This window comes from Rubinisphaera italica (assembly GCF_007859715.1).
In the GTDB taxonomy this organism is placed as follows: Bacteria; Planctomycetota; Planctomycetia; order Planctomycetales; family Planctomycetaceae; genus Rubinisphaera; species Rubinisphaera italica.
This window is the reverse complement of sequence record NZ_SJPG01000001.1, coordinates 2,534,128-2,553,941: the sequence shown is the minus strand read 5'-3', so window position 1 is coordinate 2,553,941 and position 19,814 is coordinate 2,534,128. Positions and strand designations below refer to the sequence as shown.

Here is a 19,814-nt window from a genome sequence, read left to right as displayed (position 1 = left end):
GATGCCCATGAGGTCATTAGATGAAATCCTCTCATTCATATTCCCTGACATCTTTCAATCTTGCTCTTAACAAAGGGCAGGGGGAGGCGGAGTTTGCGCGGAAGAATCATCAACTCAGAATTCAGCCAGCGCGCCCTTCAAACGCGAAACAATTGTTGAAGAAGCGGAACTCTCTTCGTCCCAGTATCCGCTGGGGTTATCTCGTTCCGCGGCTCACACTGGCGATCGTATGCTGGGCGACGATCACTTTTGGTTTTGAACCCTTGCTCCATTTGGTGATCACGCAAGGAGCCTCGGCGACTCTTCAAACCGTTGTCGGTATCCAGCAACTCAATTCCAATTTCTTTCAGACCAATCTCGAATTGAAAAAGATTGAAATTGGCAGCCGGAATCACGCTGGTGCAAACGCATTGGAAATTGGAAAAGTTCATATTCAGCTGGACCGCAACGCTTTATTGAGAAAGAAATTTATCGTCGATGAGGCAAACATCGATGATATTCACTGGAATACCGATTCCACACTCGACTTCGCAAATGTTGAAAGCGAAGCCGGAGAGTGGTCCATTCCGTTTGGAGAACAAGCTCATGTAATCGGCGATTACGCCAAACAGGCAGGTCAATCATTTCTGCAAAGTCTGCTCGAACAGACCCTCGAAGCTTACGATCCCAACAAGCTAGAAACCGTCCAACTGGCCAAGCTCAAAGAAAGTTATTGGCAGGATCGTTTCCAGTCGTATGAGCTAGAGTCGAAACAATTAAAAGTCGAAATTGACTCCTTGAAAAAGCAACTTGAAGAAGCCAAGCGAGGCAACCCACTCGACAAACTCAATGAATTTGCCCGTATCGCCAGGAAAGTGGATGAACTGGTTAACGAAAGTAAACGGATCAAAAATGAGTTCAAAGAATTACCTCAGCTAGTTCGCATCGATCTGGTAGAACTCGAATCTGCCAAGAATCGAGATTATGAACAACTTCGACAACAAATCGATGCCATCCCTTTAAATGCCAATGATTTAACCATCGCAATCGTCGGCCCGGAAGCGGCTCGTAAATTCGAAAAACTATCGGCCTGGATCCCCTTTGTCCAGAAATGTCTAGCCGTTGCCACGGAAGATTATGAGCCCGAGCGTCAACTCGGTCGAACGATTGACTTCGATACCTCTCAAAACCTGCCAACCTTCCTCATACGCCAAATGAAACTGAATGGACTGGCGAACCTGAACGATAAACCGCTCTCTTTTATCGGTAATTTTCAGGACATCACTCATAATCAACGGCAATATGGCAAGCCGATGAGTTATCACTTTGAGATTGAACATCAGGGGCAGTATCTCGTCGATGGCAAATGGGATCAGACAACCTCTACGCCTCAACTGGAGTTCTCCTGTCATGTAACGACGGATCAGTTTCCAACTCAGGAACTTGCAAAGCATGAGAAACTCAATCTCGCCCTGCAGGCAAAGCAACTCGTAGCTGATTTCCACATCGTGACGAGCGGTTTGAATCTGCAGGCGGAATTGAAATGGAAGCAGAACGACGTCAGCTTCCTGGTCGAGAGTCCTCTCCAGTTGACCACAACAACATTGTCTCAGTTGAATGTCCGTTCCTTCTCGCCCACCGATTTATTGGGAAATGCCTTGAGGTCGATCAATGAGATTGAAGGAGAAGTTCGTATTTCGGGACCAATCAAATCGCCGACTCTCGAAATCCACTCTCAGATCGGCAAGACGATAGTCGCAGGCTTGCAGCAAAGCCTGCAGAAAGAATTGAATCTTCGTCAAAGGGAAGCATTCGCGATTGCCCAGAGTGAAATCGATTCAAAACTCGACAAATTTAACGGGCAAATCAACGACCAGTATCAAACCCTGCTGACGGAATTGAATCTCAATGAGCGGCTTGCCAACGGAATGATCGAAAACGTCGCCATTCGCCCCACCAGCGGCTTGCTTGATCGATTCATCAAATAATGCTCTTTGTGCCGCTTCGCTTTAACGGAAGCCCCGGAGGTGTTCCAATTCGGGGCTACAACTCAAGAGCGCTCCCCCCTTATTCTGTGAAGCAAATCTGTCTCTTACTTGAGACAATTCAATAGATAAATCTTCCCGATGATTGAGAACCGAATTGCTGTCGGCTAACTTAATGGTTTGAACCTTTGTTACTCTCAGCGTTTGCCAGGACTCAATTCATGAAAAAGCTTTTGTCAATTTATAAATCTAGCCTGATCTGTGCTTTGCTCACATTCGTCTTGCCGATCACAGCTTCAGCTGAAAAGCCTGCTGGCAAATCACTCAAAGGGCTTCCTCTGATTACAGCCGAAGACTTCGAGCACGGCACAAAAAACTGGAAACCGACAGACGATGCAGCCTGGGAAATTCAGCAGGATGGAGACAACCATGTTTTCAGCCTGATTAAGAAAAAGAGCAATTACGAGCCGCCAGTTCGCTCTCCCTATAATCGGGCCATCTATCAGTCGGGAGAATATGGTGATGTGATCCTGGATTTGAAATTGCAATCCACTTCCCCCGACTACAACCATCGTTCACTCTGCCTGTTTTTTGGTTACCAGGATGAATCTCACTTCTATTATGTCCATTTCGGCAAAAAAACGGACGACCACGCCAATCAGATTTTTATTGTCAACGAAGCTCCCCGCACAAAGATTTCCACGAAAACGACACCCGGGACAAACTGGGATGACGAATGGCACCACGCACGTGTCGTTCGCAAAGTGCAGGACGGAACCATCGAAATCTATTTCGATGACATGGAAACTCCCATCATGACTGCCACTGACAAGACTTTTCAACATGGTCGCATCGGCATCGGTTCGTTCGACGATCCCGGTCGTTTTGATGAGATCAAGATCTATGGAACCCCCATCAAGTAAATCACTAATCTGTGCCACTGCTGGCTAGCCCAGCAGTGCTTTGCTCGATTCAATCTGCGTCACTCGCCCTTAAGATTCCAAAATCGCTCATGGATACGGCTACTTACTACCCACGGAATCTGCTGGTTACAGGCGGTTGCGGATTTATCGGTTCGAATTTCATTCGACTACTCTTGGAGAATCATCTGGAATTGCTTCCTGAACTGCATATTTTCAATCTTGATAAATTGACGTATGCGGGAAATCCAGAAAATCTTGCTGAAGTCGAATCGCATCCCCGTTATCACTTTATTCAGGGGGATATCACAGACTCTACTGTGGTGGAGCAGATTTTTCAGGAACGACAAATTGATACGGTCATCAATTTTGCGGCCGAGTCGCATGTCGATCGCAGTATTCTCGATTCGACTCCCTTCGTGCAGACGAATATTAATGGGACACAAGTTCTGCTCGATGCTTCCCGCCGCGAGAATGTCGAACGTTTTTTGCAGGTTTCAACAGATGAAGTCTACGGTAGCCTGGGAGATGAAGGTTTCTTTACTGAAGAAACTCCCCTCGCACCGAACAGTCCCTATTCGGCCTCAAAAGCGGCAGCCGACTTGCTGGTGAGAAGTTACTGCCACACCTTTGAATTCCCGGCGATCATCACCCGTTGCTCGAATAATTATGGTCCTTATCAGTTTCCGGAAAAGCTCTTGCCGCTATTTATTGCGAATGCACAGGAGAATGAGTCCTTACCCGTTTATGGCGATGGTAAAAATGTTCGCGACTGGATTCATGTCAGTGATCATTGCCGGGGCATCCTGGCCGCCCTGCAATCTGGGAAAACGGGTGAGATTTATAATTTCGGCGGTTGTTGCGAAATGCAAAACATCCGACTGACAGAACTGCTGCTTGAAATTCTCGAAAAACCGAAATCACTGATCAAATACGTCAAAGATCGCCCCGGTCACGATCGGCGATATGCGATAGATTGCTCGAAAGCCGAACGGGATCTCGACTGGAAGCCAGAGGTCGACTTTGAATTTGGACTTCGAGAGACGGTCGCCTGGTATCTTTCGAATAAAAAGTGGATCGATCGAATTCGCTCGGGTGAATATCGTGAATATTATCAACAGCAATACCGTCAAGATTCCTGAGGACGTTCAGTCTCGCGTCGCAATTCACGATTCTCTATGATGCGGCCTTGTAAAATTCGTACTACGATGGGAATGCATTCCATAAACTTTATTCCAAGACCAGAACACTCGGATCGACCGCATGAACAATTTCGTTTTGGCTCCGACTACAGTTTGCGTTTAGGCTTAGTATAGACAGAGGATCAGTATGAAGATTGTTGTCATTGGTACTGGATATGTAGGATTAGTCACGGGAACCTGTTTCGCAGAAAGCGGAAATGATGTGACCTGTGTCGATATCAATGCTGATAAAATTGAGAGACTCAATCAGGGAGAGATTCCGATTTATGAGCCTGGCTTGACGGAACTGGTCAAGCGAAATTCAGCAGCCGGTCGATTGAAGTTCACGACTGATGTCGCCGAATGTGTCCCAGGGGCTCGTTGTGTTTTTCTGGCCGTAGGAACACCGATGGACGAAGATGGTTCTGCCGATCTCTCCGGAATCTGGGCAGCCTGTGATTCTGTTGCTCCACATCTGGAAGAGGACGCCATTATCATCTGCAAAAGTACGGTTCCAGTTGGCACCAATCGCAAGGTCTACGAACGACTCAAGAAATCATTGAATCGAGAGGTCCATGTTGCCTCCAACCCGGAATTTCTTAAAGAGGGTTGTGCAATTGACGACTTTACTAAACCAGACCGCGTGGTTGTCGGTGTGATGACTGCAGAAGCTGCCGAGACTCTGGAAGAGTTGTACAAACCATTCCTGAGAACCGAACATCCGTTTCTCGTGATGGGGCTGGAAAGTGCAGAGATGACAAAATACGTGGCCAATTGCATGTTGGCTACCAAAATCAGTTTTATTAATGAGATGGCCAATCTTTGTGAAGTTGTTGGTGCTGATGTTAATGAAGTGCGAAAAGGAATTGGTCACGATCAACGCATTGGATTTCAATTTCTGTTTCCTGGCGTCGGCTACGGGGGTTCCTGCTTCCCTAAAGATGTCCGTGCTCTCATGGCGACCGCTTCCGAACATCAGGTCAGTTCTCAGTTACTGCAGTCGGTCGATAACGTCAATAAATCCCAAAAATGCGTTCTCTTTGAGAAGATTCAGCGATTTTTCGGCAGCGAACTCAAAGGCAAAACCATTGCGATCTGGGGACTGGCCTTCAAGCCTCGTACCGATGATATCCGCGAAGCGCCCGCTTTGACTTTGATTGATCAATTGCTTGAAGCTGGAGCATCGATTCGGGCACACGATCCGGTAGCGATGGATAATGTCAAATCGGTGTATGGTGATAAGATCACTTACTGCAAACATCAATATGAAACGGTTGAAGGAGCAGATGTACTGGCGATTTGCACGGAGTGGAATGAATATCGAACTCCCGATTTCAATTTCATGAAACAGCAACTCAAAAGCCAGGCCATCTTCGATGGTCGGAATCTCTATGATCCTCAAAAAATGTTCGCACGCGGATTCTACTACTCTGGCATCGGTTTGAAACAACCGAAATCAACAGAAGCCTGACCACAAAACGAGCATCACATAAAATGAAATCAGGCACGGCAATAGCTTTTGATGGCTTGTCATAATGATTACAATCTTTGATTGACTCCCTGAGTTCCGCAACATTTTGAAAGTTAATAACATGGATAGTGAATTACGAGATACCTGCCAGAATATGTCCGAGCGCATTCTTCTGTTAAAGGACTCTCTTTGACTACGACGGCAAACAGAAGCAGTTGGTCGAGATCAATGAGTTAATGGGGGCTCCCGGATTCTGGGACAATCAGGATAAAGCACAAAAGCAGGTTGGGGAATTAAGCCGTTTAAAAGCATTACTTTCACCACTCGAAGAACTTGTGACAGGTGCTGAAGACTTGGATGTTCTGTTGGAATTTGCAGAAGCAGAGGAGTCTCCAGAAACAATTGTCGAAATCGAACAAACTGTAAAAAGTCTCGAAAAAACACTCAATCAGGTCGAGTTTCAAACAATGCTCGGTCAGCCCGAAGATGCGATGAATGCCTACGTCACCATTCAAGCGGGCGAAGGGGGGACTGATGCAGCCGACTGGGCAGAGATGTTGCTGCGAATGTACATTCGCTGGTCGGAGACACGTGGATTTGCTCTGGAAATGTTAGAACGAACCGATGGCGAAGAAGCCGGGATTAGGCACGCGACCTTGCTCGTTAAGGGCGATTACGCCTATGGCTATCTGAAAGGGGAATCGGGAAATCATCGTCTTGTGCGCATGAGTCCCTTTAACTCCGCAGGCAAAAGGCAAACCGCATTTGCGGCTGTCGATGTCACTCCAGAAATCGACGACAACTCCGAAATTGAAGTCGACTGGGATAAGGATGTCAAAGAAGACACAATGCGAGCTGGTGGAGCAGGGGGCCAGCACGTTAACAAAACAGAATCTGCTGTCCGCTTGACACACTTGGAAACAAACCTCGTAGTGCGTTGCCAGAATGAACGAAGTCAGCATCAGAATCGTGCGGCTGCTCGGAAAATGTTGTTGGCCAAACTCTATCAATTACAACTGGAACAACACGAAGCTGAAGTTGCCTCCAAACGAGGTGAAAAATCAAAAATCGGGTTCGGTGGAGAAACGATTCGAAATTACGTTCTGCAACCAGAACAGTTCGTTAAGGATACCCGTTCCGAACTGAAAACGGCAAACCCCCTTACCGTTCTCGAAGGTGAGCTCGATCCGTTTCTGGAAGCGTATCTTCAATGGGCGGTTGGCAATAAAACGAAATAATTGTTCGCCAATTCAGGATGTCCATAAGTAAACATTTGCCTGGGATTTATGCACTCTTACCAAAGACTCTTCCGACCTTCGTGACTTTGCAGACATCATGTGTTTACAATAGTCACCAAATCGGATGTCCTGTAAATATCAGCCAAAACGGATTTCAATAAGATACCAATCCAGATTCAGATAGCGATTTTCATTGTGAGTACCTCTGTCACGGTCTAATATCAGCGTGATTTCATGATTAGAAATCCTGGCGATTGATGCCAATTTTAAATGACATCAGCATTCGCAGGGACGTATAAAAATAATGATTAGGATCGTTCTGCAACCGCAGTTCTCAGAAATTTAGTGATCAAGTTGCTCTAAGCAAATAGCCCTCATGCCAAGTATGGTTCGGAATTGTTAAACGTATGAAATTGGTGAGCCGTCTGATCGTCAAATTCTGGTTGGGATGGCTCATCCTCTGGTTTATTGCATTTATCATTGCAATAACTATCGCCCCTAAGTTTTCCGAGGTTGTCACTCCTGGAGAATTTGACTTCCTCCCCCTCAATGCAGAATCACTTCAGGCAGAACGTTTCTTCCGACAAAGTTTCGATAAGGATCTCCTGCGCAGTTTGGCAATTGTCAGCGTGAGGCGGACTTCGCGTCCAGAAGGATTGACATCGTCTGATGAGTTTTCTGAACAGGATCGTGGTCGGCTCAGTGATTACGATTTTATTGAAAATATTTTGCGAATTCGCCTCGAACAGATTCTCATTGACAATGCCAGTTCTGAGAGTGAGTCCAACAATGAGCCTGAAGGAAATAATACGGAAGAGAGCAAAGACGTTCCTGAACCAGTCATCGGTACAGTAACGACTTATACGGATCGCCTGTTGGGGCAACTGCTCGTCAGTAACGATAAACAGGCCTCGATGGTCCTTGTCGAGTTGCCCAACGATTTTCTCGACATCCGGAATGTGGAAATCATCTCCGATATAGAGGATCTCGTTTACAACGATCGTGAATTTCGACGGCAAATCCCCCCAGGTCTCGAACTTTCCATCAGCGGCACAGCGACTGTCGGTCGAGATTTGAATGTCGAAGCGGTCAACAGTGCCAAGGCGACAGAATCGATCACAATCTTACTGGTTGTCATCATGCTGATTGGGATTTACCGCGCTCCGTTGCTGGCACTGCTTCCCTTGATCACCGTCTTTTTTGTCATCAATATTGTGATGGGACTGCTCGCGACGCTTGCCTATTACAATGTGATCGGATTGTTTGAATCCCTCGATATTTATGTAACGGTCGTCACTTATGGAGCTGGAATCGACTATTGCCTATTTCTGATCGCCCGTTATCGGGAAGAGTTGGAACAGGGGACCAATTATGCTGATGCCCTCGAGAATGCACTCAATTGTACGGCTTCTCCATTAGTCGGAAGTGCCGGGACTTCGATCATCGGAATCGGCATGATGATCTTTACCGAGCATAAAAAGTTTCAACAGGCTGGGATCGGAATTTCAGTTGGTCTGTTCCTGGCTCTTATTGCAACGTTGACGCTCACTCCAGCGTTATTACGAATTTGTGGTCGGTGGGCATTCTGGCCGAATATGCCGTTGGAAAAACCGGGCGATCAACCAGGCTGGATCGCACGATCTTCTCCACTAAGTCGATTGCTGGAAAGTGGAATACTGGATCGTATTTGGAATGTCCTTGCGGCTGTGATCTCTCGATCACCAGGTCGACTCTGGCGAAATTTTGTCCTGGCGATGGCCCCTTTCGCAGTAATCGCAATTATCTCATACAACGATTTGAGTTATGGTTTACTCTCAGAACTTCCCGATGACTCTCGAAGCGTAATCGGTACGCGTGCCCTGAAAGAACATTTCCCAGCCGGAACTCTCGGACCGACGAATGTCCTGCTACACAATGAGGAGTTGAATTTCTTCCAAAGTGATCAAGTTGACTTAATCCGTGAAGTCAGTGATCAGCTTTATTCGGAACGGGAACAGTTAGGCTTGATCGATATTTTCAGTTCTGCATATCCCTTAGGAATGACGCCGCAGGGACTGGAGAAACAGGCCTCGCTCGATTCCAACGCCAGTGGTTCGGGTGCCTTTGCCGCAGCACGACGGGCGGCGACACGGGCGCGGATTATGAAACAATATGTCGGCAAGAAACAGCCTCTGGCAGAACATGTCACTCGAATCGATCTCGTTTTTGAACAGGATCCATTTACAAGTGGAAGTATCGAACAGCTCGAAAATACACTGGAGGAACTGAAAATTATCCTTCCCGAAAAATTGCCGGGAGAGACCGAAATCTATGCATTAGGCCCCACCGCTAGCATTCGTGATATGAAGCTGGTGACCGATCGAGATCAGATCCGCGTAAACATTCTGGTGCTGATCGGTGTATATCTCGTGCTGGTGCTGATCCTGAAAAAGCCTGCCATCTCAATGTATCTTATACTGACTGTCTTCTTCAGTTATCTCGTCACGATGGGTGTCACGATGACTGTATTCTGGGCATTGGACCCGGAAAACTTTGCCGGACTGGATTGGAAAGTCCGCATGTTTCTGTTTACGATTTTGATTGCCATTGGAGAAGATTATAACATCTTCCTGGTCTCCCGGATTGATGAAGAACGCAAGTCGACATCACCGGTCCGCAGTGTCCTACGAGCATTAACAAAGACAGGCAGTATTATTTCCAGCTGCGGGTTTATTATGGCCGGGACCTTTTGCTCGCTGATGGCGGGAACACTTCTGGGCATGCAACAACTTGGCTTTGCGTTGGCATTCGGTGTACTACTCGATACGTTTATAGTCAGACCGATTCTCGTTCCCTGCTATCTGGTGATGCTGGAACGGCATTATTTTGGTCGGTACTCTGGCTTGATGGGAGCCACCAGTCTTCCAAAAAACGCGAATCGGGAATCAACATCGACTACAATAACTTCAACTGAGGAATCGTAACTTATGAAATCGCTCATTCATTCAGTCTTGCTCGCACTTGTTGTCATCGGTTCATTCGCTGCGAATTGTCAGGCCGAAAAAATCTATGAGTTGAGAAGATACACAGCTCATCAAGGGAAGCTCGATGATTTGCTGACCCGCTTTCGCGATCACACCTGTGAACTGTTCACCAAGCACGGTATGACCAATCTCGCTTATTTCGTTCCCTACGAAAATGATAAGAATCAATTGGTCTATTTCCTTTCGTTTCCTTCCCGCGAAGCCAGAGATCAGAGTTTCAAGGAGTTCGTCAACGATCCTGCCTGGAAGTCCGCATTCGCAAAGTCTCGTGAAGATGGTCCCCTGGTGGAGAAAGTAGAATCTGTCTTTCTGACCGAAACCGATTTCTCACCCAAAGAAGGTTTCAAATCGGCAGACGATGCTCGCCTGTTCGAACTGCGAACCTACACCGCAACTCCTGGGCACCTATCAAATCTGGATGCCCGTTTTCGTGACCACACGATTGAGCTCTTTGAGAAGCACGGTATCAACAACATCGCCTATTTTCACTTGATGCCCGATCAGGAAGGAGCCGAGAAGACTCTGGTTTATCTGATCGCCCATAAAAGCATCATGGATCGCGGTGTCTCCTTCAAAGCCTTCGGTCAAGACCCTGTCTGGCAAGAGGCTCGCAAAGCCTCCGAAGAAAATGCTGGCGGCTCACTCACGGAAAAAGGAGGAGTCAATTTCGAATTCCTCGTTCCCACCGATTTTTCACCAGTCAAATAAATGGCTGTGCAACCCGAATTTGATACACGACTCTTGAACTTGGTCAGCTCAAAATCTGCAAGAGGTGATCAAGTTAAGCGTGTTTATTCTGTTTGCCGTCTATGACATGAAGCAACCAGTTAAACACGATAAACTCTGGGCGGCTTTCTGTTTGGCAGGGCGGTGTGCTTTGTTTTCCACGAGTAGGTACAGAATGCTGGAATAACCAACATAATCCTCACTTTCCCTATTTTTGAGACATCAAACAGTATTCTTCTCTGAGATTCCGATGAAATGGATACGGATGAATATCCACTTCTTCCCTCACAATCGGATTGTTCGATGATGAAAAAGTACCAAATTCAAGTTGGATTATTTGCCTTCATGGCAATCAACAGTGCATTCGCGTCATCGTCACTGTATGCAAAAGATTGCATTCTGACTGACTGGCTAACTTGCAGTTCCTCTGATAGTTGCTGTGAAGATTGCATTCCAGCAGATTCCTGTGTCGACGACTACTGCGGATGCTGCGAATCGACCAGCATTTTGAAGCGTTTGGAAGAGTCGGGCATTACGTTCAAAGCCGACTTCTATCAAATGTATCAAGGAGTTGCAGCCGGGGGAGTCAGACAGGAATTTGATTACGGCGGACATGGTGATTACATTGCGACGCTCGATATGGATAAGCTGGCCGGCAAGGAAGGGTTGTATCTGAAAATTGGAGCCGAGCATCGGTTTGGAATGTTTGGCGGTCCGCCCGATGGAAGCGTCCTGCCATCTGCCTTACCGACTGCACTTCCAGCAGACACTAATGATTTGATCCTGACCAATGTTCTCTTTACTCAATTCCTGAGCGAAGAATTCGCTGTCTCTTTTGGTAAGCTCGATACCCTCGATGGCGATGCAAACGCATTCGCACATGCTCGCGGAACTAAACAATTCTCAAATACTGCTTTCATATTTAACCCGATTACCTTGCGAACCATCCCTTATTCAACACTGGGGGTCTCGTTCAGCTATCTGAAAGATTTGAAACCGATTTATACATTCAGTGTCCTCAATGCAGTGGATACTGCGACGACGGATGGATTTGGGCAATTGTTTGATCAGGGAGCGGTCTTGACATCGGAATTACGATTGCCAACTAACTTCATGAATAAACCTGGTCATCAATTATTTGGAGCGACTTGGAGCAGCCGTGAATTTGCAAGCCTTGGGGGAGATCCTCGACTAGCGATTACTCCTGTAGGAATTCCACAACAGTCCGGTTCCTGGTCTACCTATTGGAACTTTGATCAATACCTGGTTTATGACAAAGGCTGCTGCACTGAAGAGGCTCGCGGCTGGGGTGTCTTCGGACGAGCCGCCATTGGTGATGACGCCACGAATCCTCTCTCCTATTTTCTGAGTTTCGGTGTCGGGGGTGACTCCATGATTCATGGTCGAGAAAAGGATTACTTCGGCATCGGCTGGTATCAGTTAGGAACGAGCGACGAACTGAATCCGATTACTTCAGCAGCACTTAACCTCGGACTGCAGGGCCAGGGGATTGAACTCTACTACAGAATTCAGGCCACCGACCACGTGCAGATCACTCCCGATATTCAAATCACTGACCCTGCAAGAAACGGGATCGATACCGCTTATCTGTTCGGCGTGCGAGCATTGATGTCCTTCTAATCGAATAACCGAGTAGCTTTTTCCGATGATGCAGAATTGATTTTCTTAGGACGTTCAAGTAGCGTCAGTCTTAGAAAATCAATCCCATCATCGAACAGTTCTCGGAGAAGCGATGCATCGATTCATTCTGCTGACTTTCTTTGCACTAATCATTTCCATCCCGACGTTACCGATTGAAGCAGACGAGCGACCGAACATCCTCTATATCAATGCCGATGACCTCGGCATTCAGGATGTCAGTTACAACTCTCAGCGATATCATACACCCAATATCGATCAACTCGCTTCCGAAGGCATGACTTTCACTCAAGCCTATGCACCGGCTGCCAATTGCGCTCCCAGCCGCGCCTGCTGCATGACGGGACAGAACACACCTCGACACGGCGTGTACACAGTCGGCAATTCTGACCGCGGCAAGTCGAGTCAACGCAAGTTGATTCCTGTCAAAAACTCCGTCCACATCCCACAGGATAAAGAAACCGTTGCCGAAGTCCTGCAGGCAAAAGGCTACAAAACGATCCATCTCGGCAAGTGGCACATTACAAAGAATCCACTGAATAAAGGGTTCGATGTGAACATTGGCGGCAACGATTCCGGCAGTCCGACCGGTGGCTACTTCTCTCCATTCAAAAAAGGTTCGATGAAATCGTATAACGATCAATATCCTGTCGGTACCCACCGCGTCGATATCTTTGCCGATCAAGCGGTCAATTTCATGCGGAAGCATCGCGACGATCCTTTCTTCATATACATGTCTTATTACTCCGTTCATACTGGAATCGAACCAGTTCCTGAGTTTGTCGAGAAATATAAAGGCAAAAACGTCAATGCGGCGTACGCTTCGATGATCGAAAAAATGGATCAGGGCATCGGCAAAATAATTGCCGAACTGGATTCACTCGGCTTGAAAGAAAATACTCTGGTCGTTTTCTCCTCGGATAATGGTGGCGTGCAGATCATCTCGAGTCAAAGCCCATTCCGAGCCGGGAAGGGGTCTTACTTTGAGGGGGGAATTCGAATTCCTCTGGTTGTTCGCTGGCCCGGAAAAGTCGAACCAGGTTCAATTAACGAGACCCCCGTAACCGGCCTCGATTTCTTTCCAACATTTCTCGATGTTGCCGGGGTTGATTCGTCTGAACAAAAAATTCTCGACGGACAGAGCCTTGTCCCGCTCTTAACTGGTAAAGGGCAATTTGCTGAACGAAAACTCTACTGGCATTTCCCCATTTATCTGCAGGGCTACGGGAATATCAAAAAGCCTGAAGAAGGTCCACACGATCCTGACTTTCGTACCCGTCCCGGCTCCGTCGTTCGCGGTGGAAAATGGAAACTCCACGAATACTTTGAAGATGGCCGCGTCGAGCTTTACGATCTCGAAGCCGATATCGGAGAGCAGAATAATCTGTCTGAAGCTCATCCTGAAATTGCCTCTCGAATGCATGCCGATCTTAAGCAGTGGCGTAAATCGATGAACGCTCCTGTTCCGACGAAGCTCAATCCAGACTATCAGCCTCAATAGACAACTTGAGTTGACTCACATCAGAGAAGGGAGTGAGAGCATGGCTGAAACTCGTGCCCTGAAATTTGAGGAACTCCAGTTGCTCGTTGACTGGGCAGGCAATGAAGGCTGGAATCCCGGCTTAAACGATGTCGAAAGTTTCTGGAATCTCGATCCTGAAGGCTTCCTCGCATTATGCGAGAATGACAAATTCATCGGAGGAGGGGCGATTATCCGGCACAGCGATTCCTACGGTTTCATGGGACTGTTTATTGTCGATGAGCCATTTCGAGGGAGAAAGCTCGGAACAAAACTCTGGCTGGCTCGCAGAGATCAGTTACTCTCACGCTTGAAACCGGGTGGAACCATCGGTCTCGATGGTGTTGATGCCATGGTTACTTTCTACGAAAAGGGAGGCTTTCAGCAATACACCCGCCATCGTCGTTTTCAATTGACTGAGCCGTCGCCGGAGTGCAAAACTTCAGAAACGATTTGTGATTTGAAGACTGTCAATTTCGAAACGGTTCTTGAATTTGACCGAAGATGTTTTCCCGCCTCCCGACCTCAGGCCCTCTCCAACTGGATTCATCAACCCGGAGCCATTTCGCTGGCAGTTGTTGAGAACAAAACTTTAAAAGGTTTTGGCGTGATGCGACCATGTCAAGTCGGCTGGAAAATCGGCCCCTTATTTGCTGACTCCCTGCACACTGCTGATCAACTCTTTCAGGCTTTTCAAATTCAACAGACAGGCCAGCCGATTTTTCTGGATATCCCCGATAACAATCCTCAGGCGATTGAACTTTGTCGCAAATATCAGATGGAAGAAGTCTTCGGCTGCGAACGGATGTATCTCGGCTCCCCACCGAAACTTGATAACGAGTCCATCTTCGGAATCACCAATCTGGAGACCGGCTAACGTTCACGAGATTTGATATTCAATGAACTGATCACAGAATTTTCGTGTCAATAATCAGCAGAACAGGAATAGAATAGAGATATGAAATCACTGACAAAAGAACTCTGGCTGGACATCCCCCAACGCCGGGCCATCATCTCCATTCATCGCGAAGTCGAACAACTGGTTGCAGAAAGTGGAATCAAAGATGGCATGGCCCTTGTGAACGCCATGCACATCACCGCTTCGGTCTTCATCAACGACAACGAATCCGGCTTACATGCCGACTACGAACGCTGGCTCGAAGAACTCGTGCCGTTCAATCCGGGCAGTGATCCCAGCAAAGGGGGCTACCTCCATAACCGCACTGGCGAAGACAACGCCGACGCCCACCACAAACGTCAAATCATGGGCCGCGAAGTGGTGGTTGCGATTACTGATGGCAAATTGCATCTGGGCCCGTGGGAGCATATTTTTTATTATGAGTTTGACGGGAAGCGGAGGAAACGAATTCTGGTGAAGATCATTGGGGAATAAGTCATATGGACAAACAACTATTCTGGAAGATCGTGGCTCAATCACGACCATCGAAGGATGCTCATCCCAAAGACTGCGAACCTCGGCTAATTGAGCTGTTGAAAAAGTTGGATGGTGACAAGATTGTGGAGTGGAATCACATTTTCGATCAACTGGCGAAAGACGCCTACACTTGCGATCAGATCGCAGCTTGCATCCTAATAAATGGTGGAGCGGGTGACGACGGCTCTTACTATTACCGATGCTGGCTGATTGGTATGGGGCAGGAGGTCTACGAGAACGCGATGGCAAATCCCGATAGCTTGGTCGATGTCGTCTCGGCTGACGAAGAGGCCGAAGCAGAAATCTACGCCGCAGCCCATCGTGCCTGGATGGTGGTGACGGGCAACCCGGACACGGCACCATACCCAGCTCGCAACGAGCAAACTGAGTTGAAGAGCCAGGACTGGGATGTTGACAATAAAGCTGAAGTGACCAAACGGATGCCAAGGCTGTCAAAGATGTTTGATTGATCATTCCCCCTCCTTCCGCGTCGTTCCTGATACCACGAATGGAAGGATGTAACCGCATGTGCTTGGTAAACGCGATGCACATCACCGCTTCGGTCTTCATCAACGACAACGAATCTGGCTTACACGCCGATTACGAACGCTGGCTCGAAGAACTCGTGCCGTTTGAACCGGGCAGTGATCCCAAACAGGGCGGCTATCTCCGCAACCGCACCGGCGAAGACAACGCCGACGCCCACCACAAACGCCAGATCATGGGCCGCGAAGTGGTCGTGGCTATTACCGATGGCAAATTGCATCTGAGCCCGTGGGAACATATTTTTTATTATGAGTTTGATGGGAAGCGGCGGAAACGGGTTTTGGTGAAGATGATTGGGGAGTAAAAATGTCTTATAAATTGACCGCCGCCGATCTTGTCTGGAACCGTGCGGCGATGGAAAACGGTGGCGTGTCGCCAGCTTCAGGTGATGCTGCTTTATCATCGTTATTATACGCCCATGGTTTGGTGTCGAATGGCGGTGTTCTCCACGCTGTTGAAATTATGACTTCGGATGAGTTCTCGGAGGCACAAGAAGGATATCGATTCTTCGATCTAGACGCCGTTGCCAGTTTATTATCGCACGCGAAATATTTTTTTGATTTAGGCGAAAGACTGAGTGAGCACGAATGTCGGCTCAATAACGAGTATTTAAAGCTCGTTCCTGATGACTCGCTGCTTTCCCAACATTTCGAGTTACGATTCAATACGAATCCCTGGGAGTTCGCTCCTATTAAATGATCGATGCAGTCATTTTTCATCACGTTCTTTCGCCATACCCGAAATCACGAACGGCAGCCTGTAATGCAATGAGTTTGACAAATGCGATGCACATCATCACATCCGTGTTCATCAACGACAACGAATCCGGCTTACATGCCGTTCAATCCGGGGATTGATCCCATACAGGGTGGCTATCTCCACAACCGCACCGGAGAAGACAACGCCGACGCCCACCACAAACGCCAAATCATGGGCCGCGAAGTGGTCGTGGCTATTACCGATGGCAAATTGCATCTGGGCCCGTGGGAGCATATTTTTTATTATGAGTTTGACGGGAAGCGTCGGAAACGGGTGCTTGTCAAAATGATTGGGGAGTGATTTCAGATGTCGATAAATTACTCACAACAGGAATGGGATCAATTAGTTGCAAAATTCCCTTCTGGTACACAAATGACTGGAACTGTTCGAGATCAGCAACATTATGGTGTCTGGGTGACTCTGGACAAACTTCCGAAGGTGCCTGCCCTCCTTGAGATAATTCACTTCCAAATCCGCGAGACCGATCCTAAGCACAGAATAACTTTTCCCGAAGACTACCCAGCAGTAGGTACTAAGATTGTTTCACGTATTATGGTTTGGGCCGAAAAACCAGATCAGGTTCGATTGACCCAGTTAAGCTATGAAGAAAAAATGATGTTAGAAATCCCTTCTAACTTTGAATGGTTGAAACCGTGGGAACCATATTCCGATGAAGGCAATTTTGTATTAAACGAATTCCATATAGAGATTTGTGAAAACCACACTTTATTTGGAATGAATGTTCGTGTAGTTGGAAGAAGATCGGATTGTGATGACGTTTTGTTCATAACCGATGACTTGCAAAAGCCAATCGTCGTTGTTCATCTAACTTGGACGGGAAAGGTTGAGACTGACCCAACATGGCCGGATACGAGGATCTTCAAAGGATGGCAAGATTTGATCGATCGGTGTTTGATAGAAGACCACAGAAAATATTTGTTGGATGAGTGACATTTTTAGCGGTAATAAATGAAGAAGCTTGATGATTTGTAATCGTTGAGTATCCAATGACAAACATAGAAACCATTTTTCAGCCCAAAACTTCATTTATCGGGCAGAATCCAACAATTTTCGCCAGATTTGCGAACACAAGACGCCGATACTTGTCTCACGTAACGATCTCGATATACTTTGCGTACTCGGAGGTGATCCTCACCTTTTGCCTTGCGGACGTGGCGGAATTGGCAGACGCGCACGGTTCAGGTCCGTGTTCCTTAACGGGAGTGGAGGTTCGACTCCTCTCGTCCGCACTCAATAAAAAAAGCATCCTCAGTTTTTGAGGATGCTTTTTTTGTGTCAAGAAATATCCGAGCGGGTCATTAGGGGCTGCTCTTCGAGAGCGGCCCCGCCACCCGTCGCCGAATATTTGATCAATTCGTCGCTTCGAACTTATAAATGCCTTTGCCGTCGGCTGATTCGACAGAGAAGTAGACTTCTCCATCCTGGTCTTCGCCGTAGGTCAGCACGGGCATTTTGTTGGATTCGATGGAATAGTTGCCGCGGAGCTTTTTGCTGGCGACATCGTAATCCAGAGCGAACAGTTTGCCGGTCACAAAGTCGGCATACAGGAATTTACCCTGTAATTCCGGCACTTTTGAGCCTCGGTAAACATATCCGCTGGTAATCGATTTTCCGACTTGGTGGTCGTATTCCCAGACTGGGGGAATGGAATTATCGGCATCGGAAAGAGGACGATTGCCGAAGACGTGTGTCCCTTCGTACCGGTTCCAGCCGTAGTTGCCCCCTTTTTCGACGACGTCAATTTCTTCCCAGAGATTCTGTCCGACATCGCCCACCCACAGATCGCCGGTTTCCCGGTCAAAACTGAATCGCCAGATATTTCGGAATCCATAAGCAAAGATTTCTGGTTTCGCATCTTTTTGAGAAGCAAAGGGATTATCTTTCGGGATGCCGTAAGGCTGATCTTTACCGGCATTGTCGACATCGATTCTCAGCAGGCTGCCCAAAACGGTGTCGGTATTTTGTCCATTATCAAATGGATCGTTTCCGCTGCCGCCATCGCCGAGACCGATATAGAGGTAGCCGTCGGGACCGAAGCCAATCGTTCCTCCATTGTGGTTAGAGAACGGTTGTTCAAGTCTCCAAATTACTTTTTCTGATTTCGGATCCGCTTTATTGGGATCGTCTTTTGAGACATTGAACTGCGAAACAACAGAGGTGTGAGGATCGGCCAGGGATGTGTAATAAACGTAGAACTTGCCGTTCTCTTCGTAGTTCGGATGGAACGCCAATCCCAGGAAGCCTTCTTCGTTGGCGGCTTTATAAGGGGCGACGCGATCAGCCAGATCGATAAATTCAATCGTCTGCTTCGTTTTGGCACCTTCAGGAAAAACATGAATCGAACCATTTTGAGTCGCAGCAAACATCCGACCGGAATCATCGCCAGCATGAGTGATGACGATAGGTCGCAAACCTGCGACTTTGCCTTTTTCATCGATCGGTTCGCAGTTTTCCCACGTTAAATCGGGGAAAGCCTGAACCGCTTTAACATTCAGTTTGCCGTGAACGGGATCGGGAACTTCCTTGGAGAGATCACGAATTTTGATATTTCGGTAAGAGACAAGATCATTGTGATCCTGCAGGCAGATGTGGCCTTTTGTCGGTTTGCCGAAATCTTCATAAGCTGAGAACTTGCTGGCCGCGACCAGTTTATTCCATTCATCACTCCCTTTCTGGAAGCGGTAATAACTGACGCCGTTCATCATGACTTCGGATTGTCCCGGTGTGATGCGAATGTAAAGTTCATTCCATTCTCCGGGAGGACGGCTGGCATCCAGAGTTTTCTCTGTATCCAAACCGGCTTCGGATTCCACTTTTTTCATCCATCCGGGCAAAACGGGTTTGTACAACTGATATAGCCAGCCCGCTTTTTGAGGATCGTGCCCATTGACGTTATCTTGGACCTGAATTTCCGGGCCTGTTTGCCACGGTCTCTGTTCAGTTTCCTGTACGTGGAACATGATTCCACTGTTTCCCTCAGGCGAAATATTATACTGCAGGCAAAGTTCAAAACTTTCATACTGCTTTTCTGTGATGATATCGCCGGCTCCTTTATCGACACGGCTCAAAGCTCCATCTTTGACGACCCAGCCATCGCTGATGGTCTCTTTTTTATAATTTCGCCAGCCGTCTTTGGATTCTCCATCGAACAGCAGTTCCCAACCGGCCAGTTTTTCGGATTCAGTGAGCGAATTGATTTTTTCTTCGGCATGAATGGTGGCTAGGGAAGTGGTCAAAACCAGACCACTTAATAGACAAGACCAGAATCTCATAGAGGACCTCTCTCAAATATGCAATATCTGCGGTGTGTACACGCTTAGGCGTGCGTTGATGTGTGCGTTAAAATCATATC

16 protein-coding genes, 1 tRNA gene and 2 pseudogenes are annotated in these 19,814 nt (G+C 47.5%); 18 read left to right on the top strand and 1 reads right to left on the bottom strand.

Annotated elements, in window-relative coordinates; translation table 11 throughout:
* Positions 1-20: 20 nt before the first annotated feature.
* From Pan54_RS09685 to Pan54_RS09600, 18 genes and pseudogenes are all read left to right on the top strand, one after another.
* The gene (locus tag Pan54_RS09685) at positions 21-1,967 is read left to right on the top strand and encodes a TIGR03545 family protein (protein ID WP_146503292.1); all 1,947 of its coding nucleotides are present in this window, start codon (positions 21-23) and stop codon (positions 1,965-1,967) included.
* A gap of 218 nt (positions 1,968-2,185) precedes the next feature.
* Positions 2,186-2,887 carry a hypothetical protein gene (locus tag Pan54_RS09680; RefSeq protein ID WP_146503291.1) on the top strand — a complete coding sequence of 234 codons (702 nt, stop codon included), beginning with the start codon at positions 2,186-2,188 and terminating at the stop codon, positions 2,885-2,887.
* A gap of 89 nt (positions 2,888-2,976) precedes the next feature.
* Entirely contained in the window at positions 2,977-4,026 is a 1,050-nt protein-coding gene (gene rfbB, locus Pan54_RS09675) for a dTDP-glucose 4,6-dehydratase (protein ID WP_146503290.1), read from the top strand.
* 187 nt (positions 4,027-4,213) lie between these two features.
* Positions 4,214-5,536 (top strand): UDP-glucose dehydrogenase family protein, encoded by a 1,323-nt coding sequence (locus tag Pan54_RS09670; protein WP_146503289.1) that lies wholly within the window; start codon positions 4,214-4,216, stop codon positions 5,534-5,536.
* A gap of 121 nt (positions 5,537-5,657) precedes the next feature.
* Positions 5,658-6,774 (top strand): peptide chain release factor 2 gene (prfB, locus tag Pan54_RS09665; protein ID WP_207310093.1). Its coding sequence is split into 2 segments (ribosomal slippage): positions 5,658-5,726 and positions 5,728-6,774, totalling 1,116 coding nucleotides; the frame shifts between segments, so codons are not numbered across the junction.
* A gap of 407 nt (positions 6,775-7,181) precedes the next feature.
* Entirely contained in the window at positions 7,182-9,737 is a 2,556-nt protein-coding gene (locus Pan54_RS09660; RefSeq protein ID WP_146503287.1) for an MMPL family transporter, read from the top strand.
* A 3-nt stretch (positions 9,738-9,740) separates the two neighbouring features.
* Positions 9,741-10,505, top strand: a complete 765-nt coding sequence (locus Pan54_RS09655; RefSeq protein ID WP_146503286.1) for an NIPSNAP family protein — start codon at positions 9,741-9,743, stop codon at positions 10,503-10,505.
* A 64-nt stretch (positions 10,506-10,569) separates the two neighbouring features.
* Positions 10,570-10,710: a hypothetical protein gene (locus Pan54_RS26775; RefSeq protein ID WP_390621926.1), complete on the top strand. Its 141-nt coding sequence runs from the start codon at positions 10,570-10,572 to the stop codon at positions 10,708-10,710.
* A 116-nt stretch (positions 10,711-10,826) separates the two neighbouring features.
* A complete protein-coding gene (locus Pan54_RS09645) occupies positions 10,827-12,164 on the top strand; it encodes a carbohydrate porin (RefSeq protein ID WP_165441692.1) in 1,338 nt (445 codons plus the stop codon).
* A gap of 112 nt (positions 12,165-12,276) precedes the next feature.
* On the top strand, positions 12,277-13,683 hold the full coding sequence (locus Pan54_RS09640) for a sulfatase (RefSeq protein WP_146503284.1): 1,407 nt from the start codon (positions 12,277-12,279) through the stop codon (positions 13,681-13,683).
* A gap of 40 nt (positions 13,684-13,723) precedes the next feature.
* Positions 13,724-14,578, top strand: coding sequence for a GNAT family N-acetyltransferase (locus Pan54_RS09635; RefSeq protein ID WP_146503283.1), 855 nt, complete (start codon positions 13,724-13,726; stop codon positions 14,576-14,578).
* Positions 14,579-14,659: 81 nt separating this feature from the next.
* Complete coding sequence (locus Pan54_RS09630; RefSeq protein ID WP_146503282.1) at positions 14,660-15,094, top strand: secondary thiamine-phosphate synthase enzyme YjbQ; 435 nt, start codon at positions 14,660-14,662, stop codon at positions 15,092-15,094.
* 5 nt (positions 15,095-15,099) lie between these two features.
* The gene (locus Pan54_RS09625) at positions 15,100-15,606 is read left to right on the top strand and encodes a DUF4240 domain-containing protein (protein WP_146503281.1); all 507 of its coding nucleotides are present in this window, start codon (positions 15,100-15,102) and stop codon (positions 15,604-15,606) included.
* Between the two features lie 56 nt (positions 15,607-15,662).
* Positions 15,663-15,986 (top strand): annotated as a pseudogene (locus tag Pan54_RS09620) (secondary thiamine-phosphate synthase enzyme YjbQ); the annotation flags it as partial.
* A gap of 2 nt (positions 15,987-15,988) precedes the next feature.
* Positions 15,989-16,381: a hypothetical protein gene (locus Pan54_RS09615; protein WP_146503279.1), complete on the top strand. Its 393-nt coding sequence runs from the start codon at positions 15,989-15,991 to the stop codon at positions 16,379-16,381.
* Positions 16,378-16,741, top strand: a pseudogene (locus tag Pan54_RS09610) (YjbQ family protein). The gene Pan54_RS09615 and the pseudogene Pan54_RS09610 overlap by 4 nt, the downstream one beginning before the upstream one ends.
* A gap of 6 nt (positions 16,742-16,747) precedes the next feature.
* On the top strand, positions 16,748-17,392 hold the full coding sequence (locus Pan54_RS09605) for a hypothetical protein (RefSeq protein WP_146503278.1): 645 nt from the start codon (positions 16,748-16,750) through the stop codon (positions 17,390-17,392).
* 215 nt (positions 17,393-17,607) lie between these two features.
* Positions 17,608-17,691, top strand: a tRNA-Leu gene (locus tag Pan54_RS09600).
* 120 nt (positions 17,692-17,811) lie between these two features.
* Here the strand turns inward: Pan54_RS09600 and Pan54_RS09595 are convergent.
* Complete coding sequence (locus tag Pan54_RS09595) at positions 17,812-19,734, bottom strand: PQQ-dependent sugar dehydrogenase (protein ID WP_146503277.1); 1,923 nt, start codon at positions 19,732-19,734, stop codon at positions 17,812-17,814.
* Between the last annotated feature and the right edge of the window lie 80 nt (positions 19,735-19,814).

What these genes read in the sequence shown, in the direction of transcription:
- Pan54_RS09685 (WP_146503292.1), top strand. Translation starts at nt 21, where the DNA reads ATGAAATCCTCTCATTCATATTCCCTGACATCTTTCAATCTTGCTCTT.
- Pan54_RS09680 (WP_146503291.1), top strand. Translation starts at nt 2,186, where the DNA reads ATGAAAAAGCTTTTGTCAATTTATAAATCTAGCCTGATCTGTGCTTTG.
- rfbB (WP_146503290.1), top strand. Translation starts at nt 2,977, where the DNA reads ATGGATACGGCTACTTACTACCCACGGAATCTGCTGGTTACAGGCGGT.
- Pan54_RS09670 (WP_146503289.1), top strand. Translation starts at nt 4,214, where the DNA reads ATGAAGATTGTTGTCATTGGTACTGGATATGTAGGATTAGTCACGGGA.
- Pan54_RS09660 (WP_146503287.1), top strand. Translation starts at nt 7,182, where the DNA reads ATGAAATTGGTGAGCCGTCTGATCGTCAAATTCTGGTTGGGATGGCTC.
- Pan54_RS09655 (WP_146503286.1), top strand. Translation starts at nt 9,741, where the DNA reads ATGAAATCGCTCATTCATTCAGTCTTGCTCGCACTTGTTGTCATCGGT.
- Pan54_RS09645 (WP_165441692.1), top strand. Translation starts at nt 10,827, where the DNA reads ATGATGAAAAAGTACCAAATTCAAGTTGGATTATTTGCCTTCATGGCA.
- Pan54_RS09640 (WP_146503284.1), top strand. Translation starts at nt 12,277, where the DNA reads ATGCATCGATTCATTCTGCTGACTTTCTTTGCACTAATCATTTCCATC.
- Pan54_RS09635 (WP_146503283.1), top strand. Translation starts at nt 13,724, where the DNA reads ATGGCTGAAACTCGTGCCCTGAAATTTGAGGAACTCCAGTTGCTCGTT.
- Pan54_RS09630 (WP_146503282.1), top strand. Translation starts at nt 14,660, where the DNA reads ATGAAATCACTGACAAAAGAACTCTGGCTGGACATCCCCCAACGCCGG.
- Pan54_RS09625 (WP_146503281.1), top strand. Translation starts at nt 15,100, where the DNA reads ATGGACAAACAACTATTCTGGAAGATCGTGGCTCAATCACGACCATCG.
- Pan54_RS09615 (WP_146503279.1), top strand. Translation starts at nt 15,989, where the DNA reads ATGTCTTATAAATTGACCGCCGCCGATCTTGTCTGGAACCGTGCGGCG.
- Pan54_RS09605 (WP_146503278.1), top strand. Translation starts at nt 16,748, where the DNA reads ATGTCGATAAATTACTCACAACAGGAATGGGATCAATTAGTTGCAAAA.
- Pan54_RS09595 (WP_146503277.1), bottom strand. Translation starts at nt 19,734, where the DNA reads ATGAGATTCTGGTCTTGTCTATTAAGTGGTCTGGTTTTGACCACTTCC.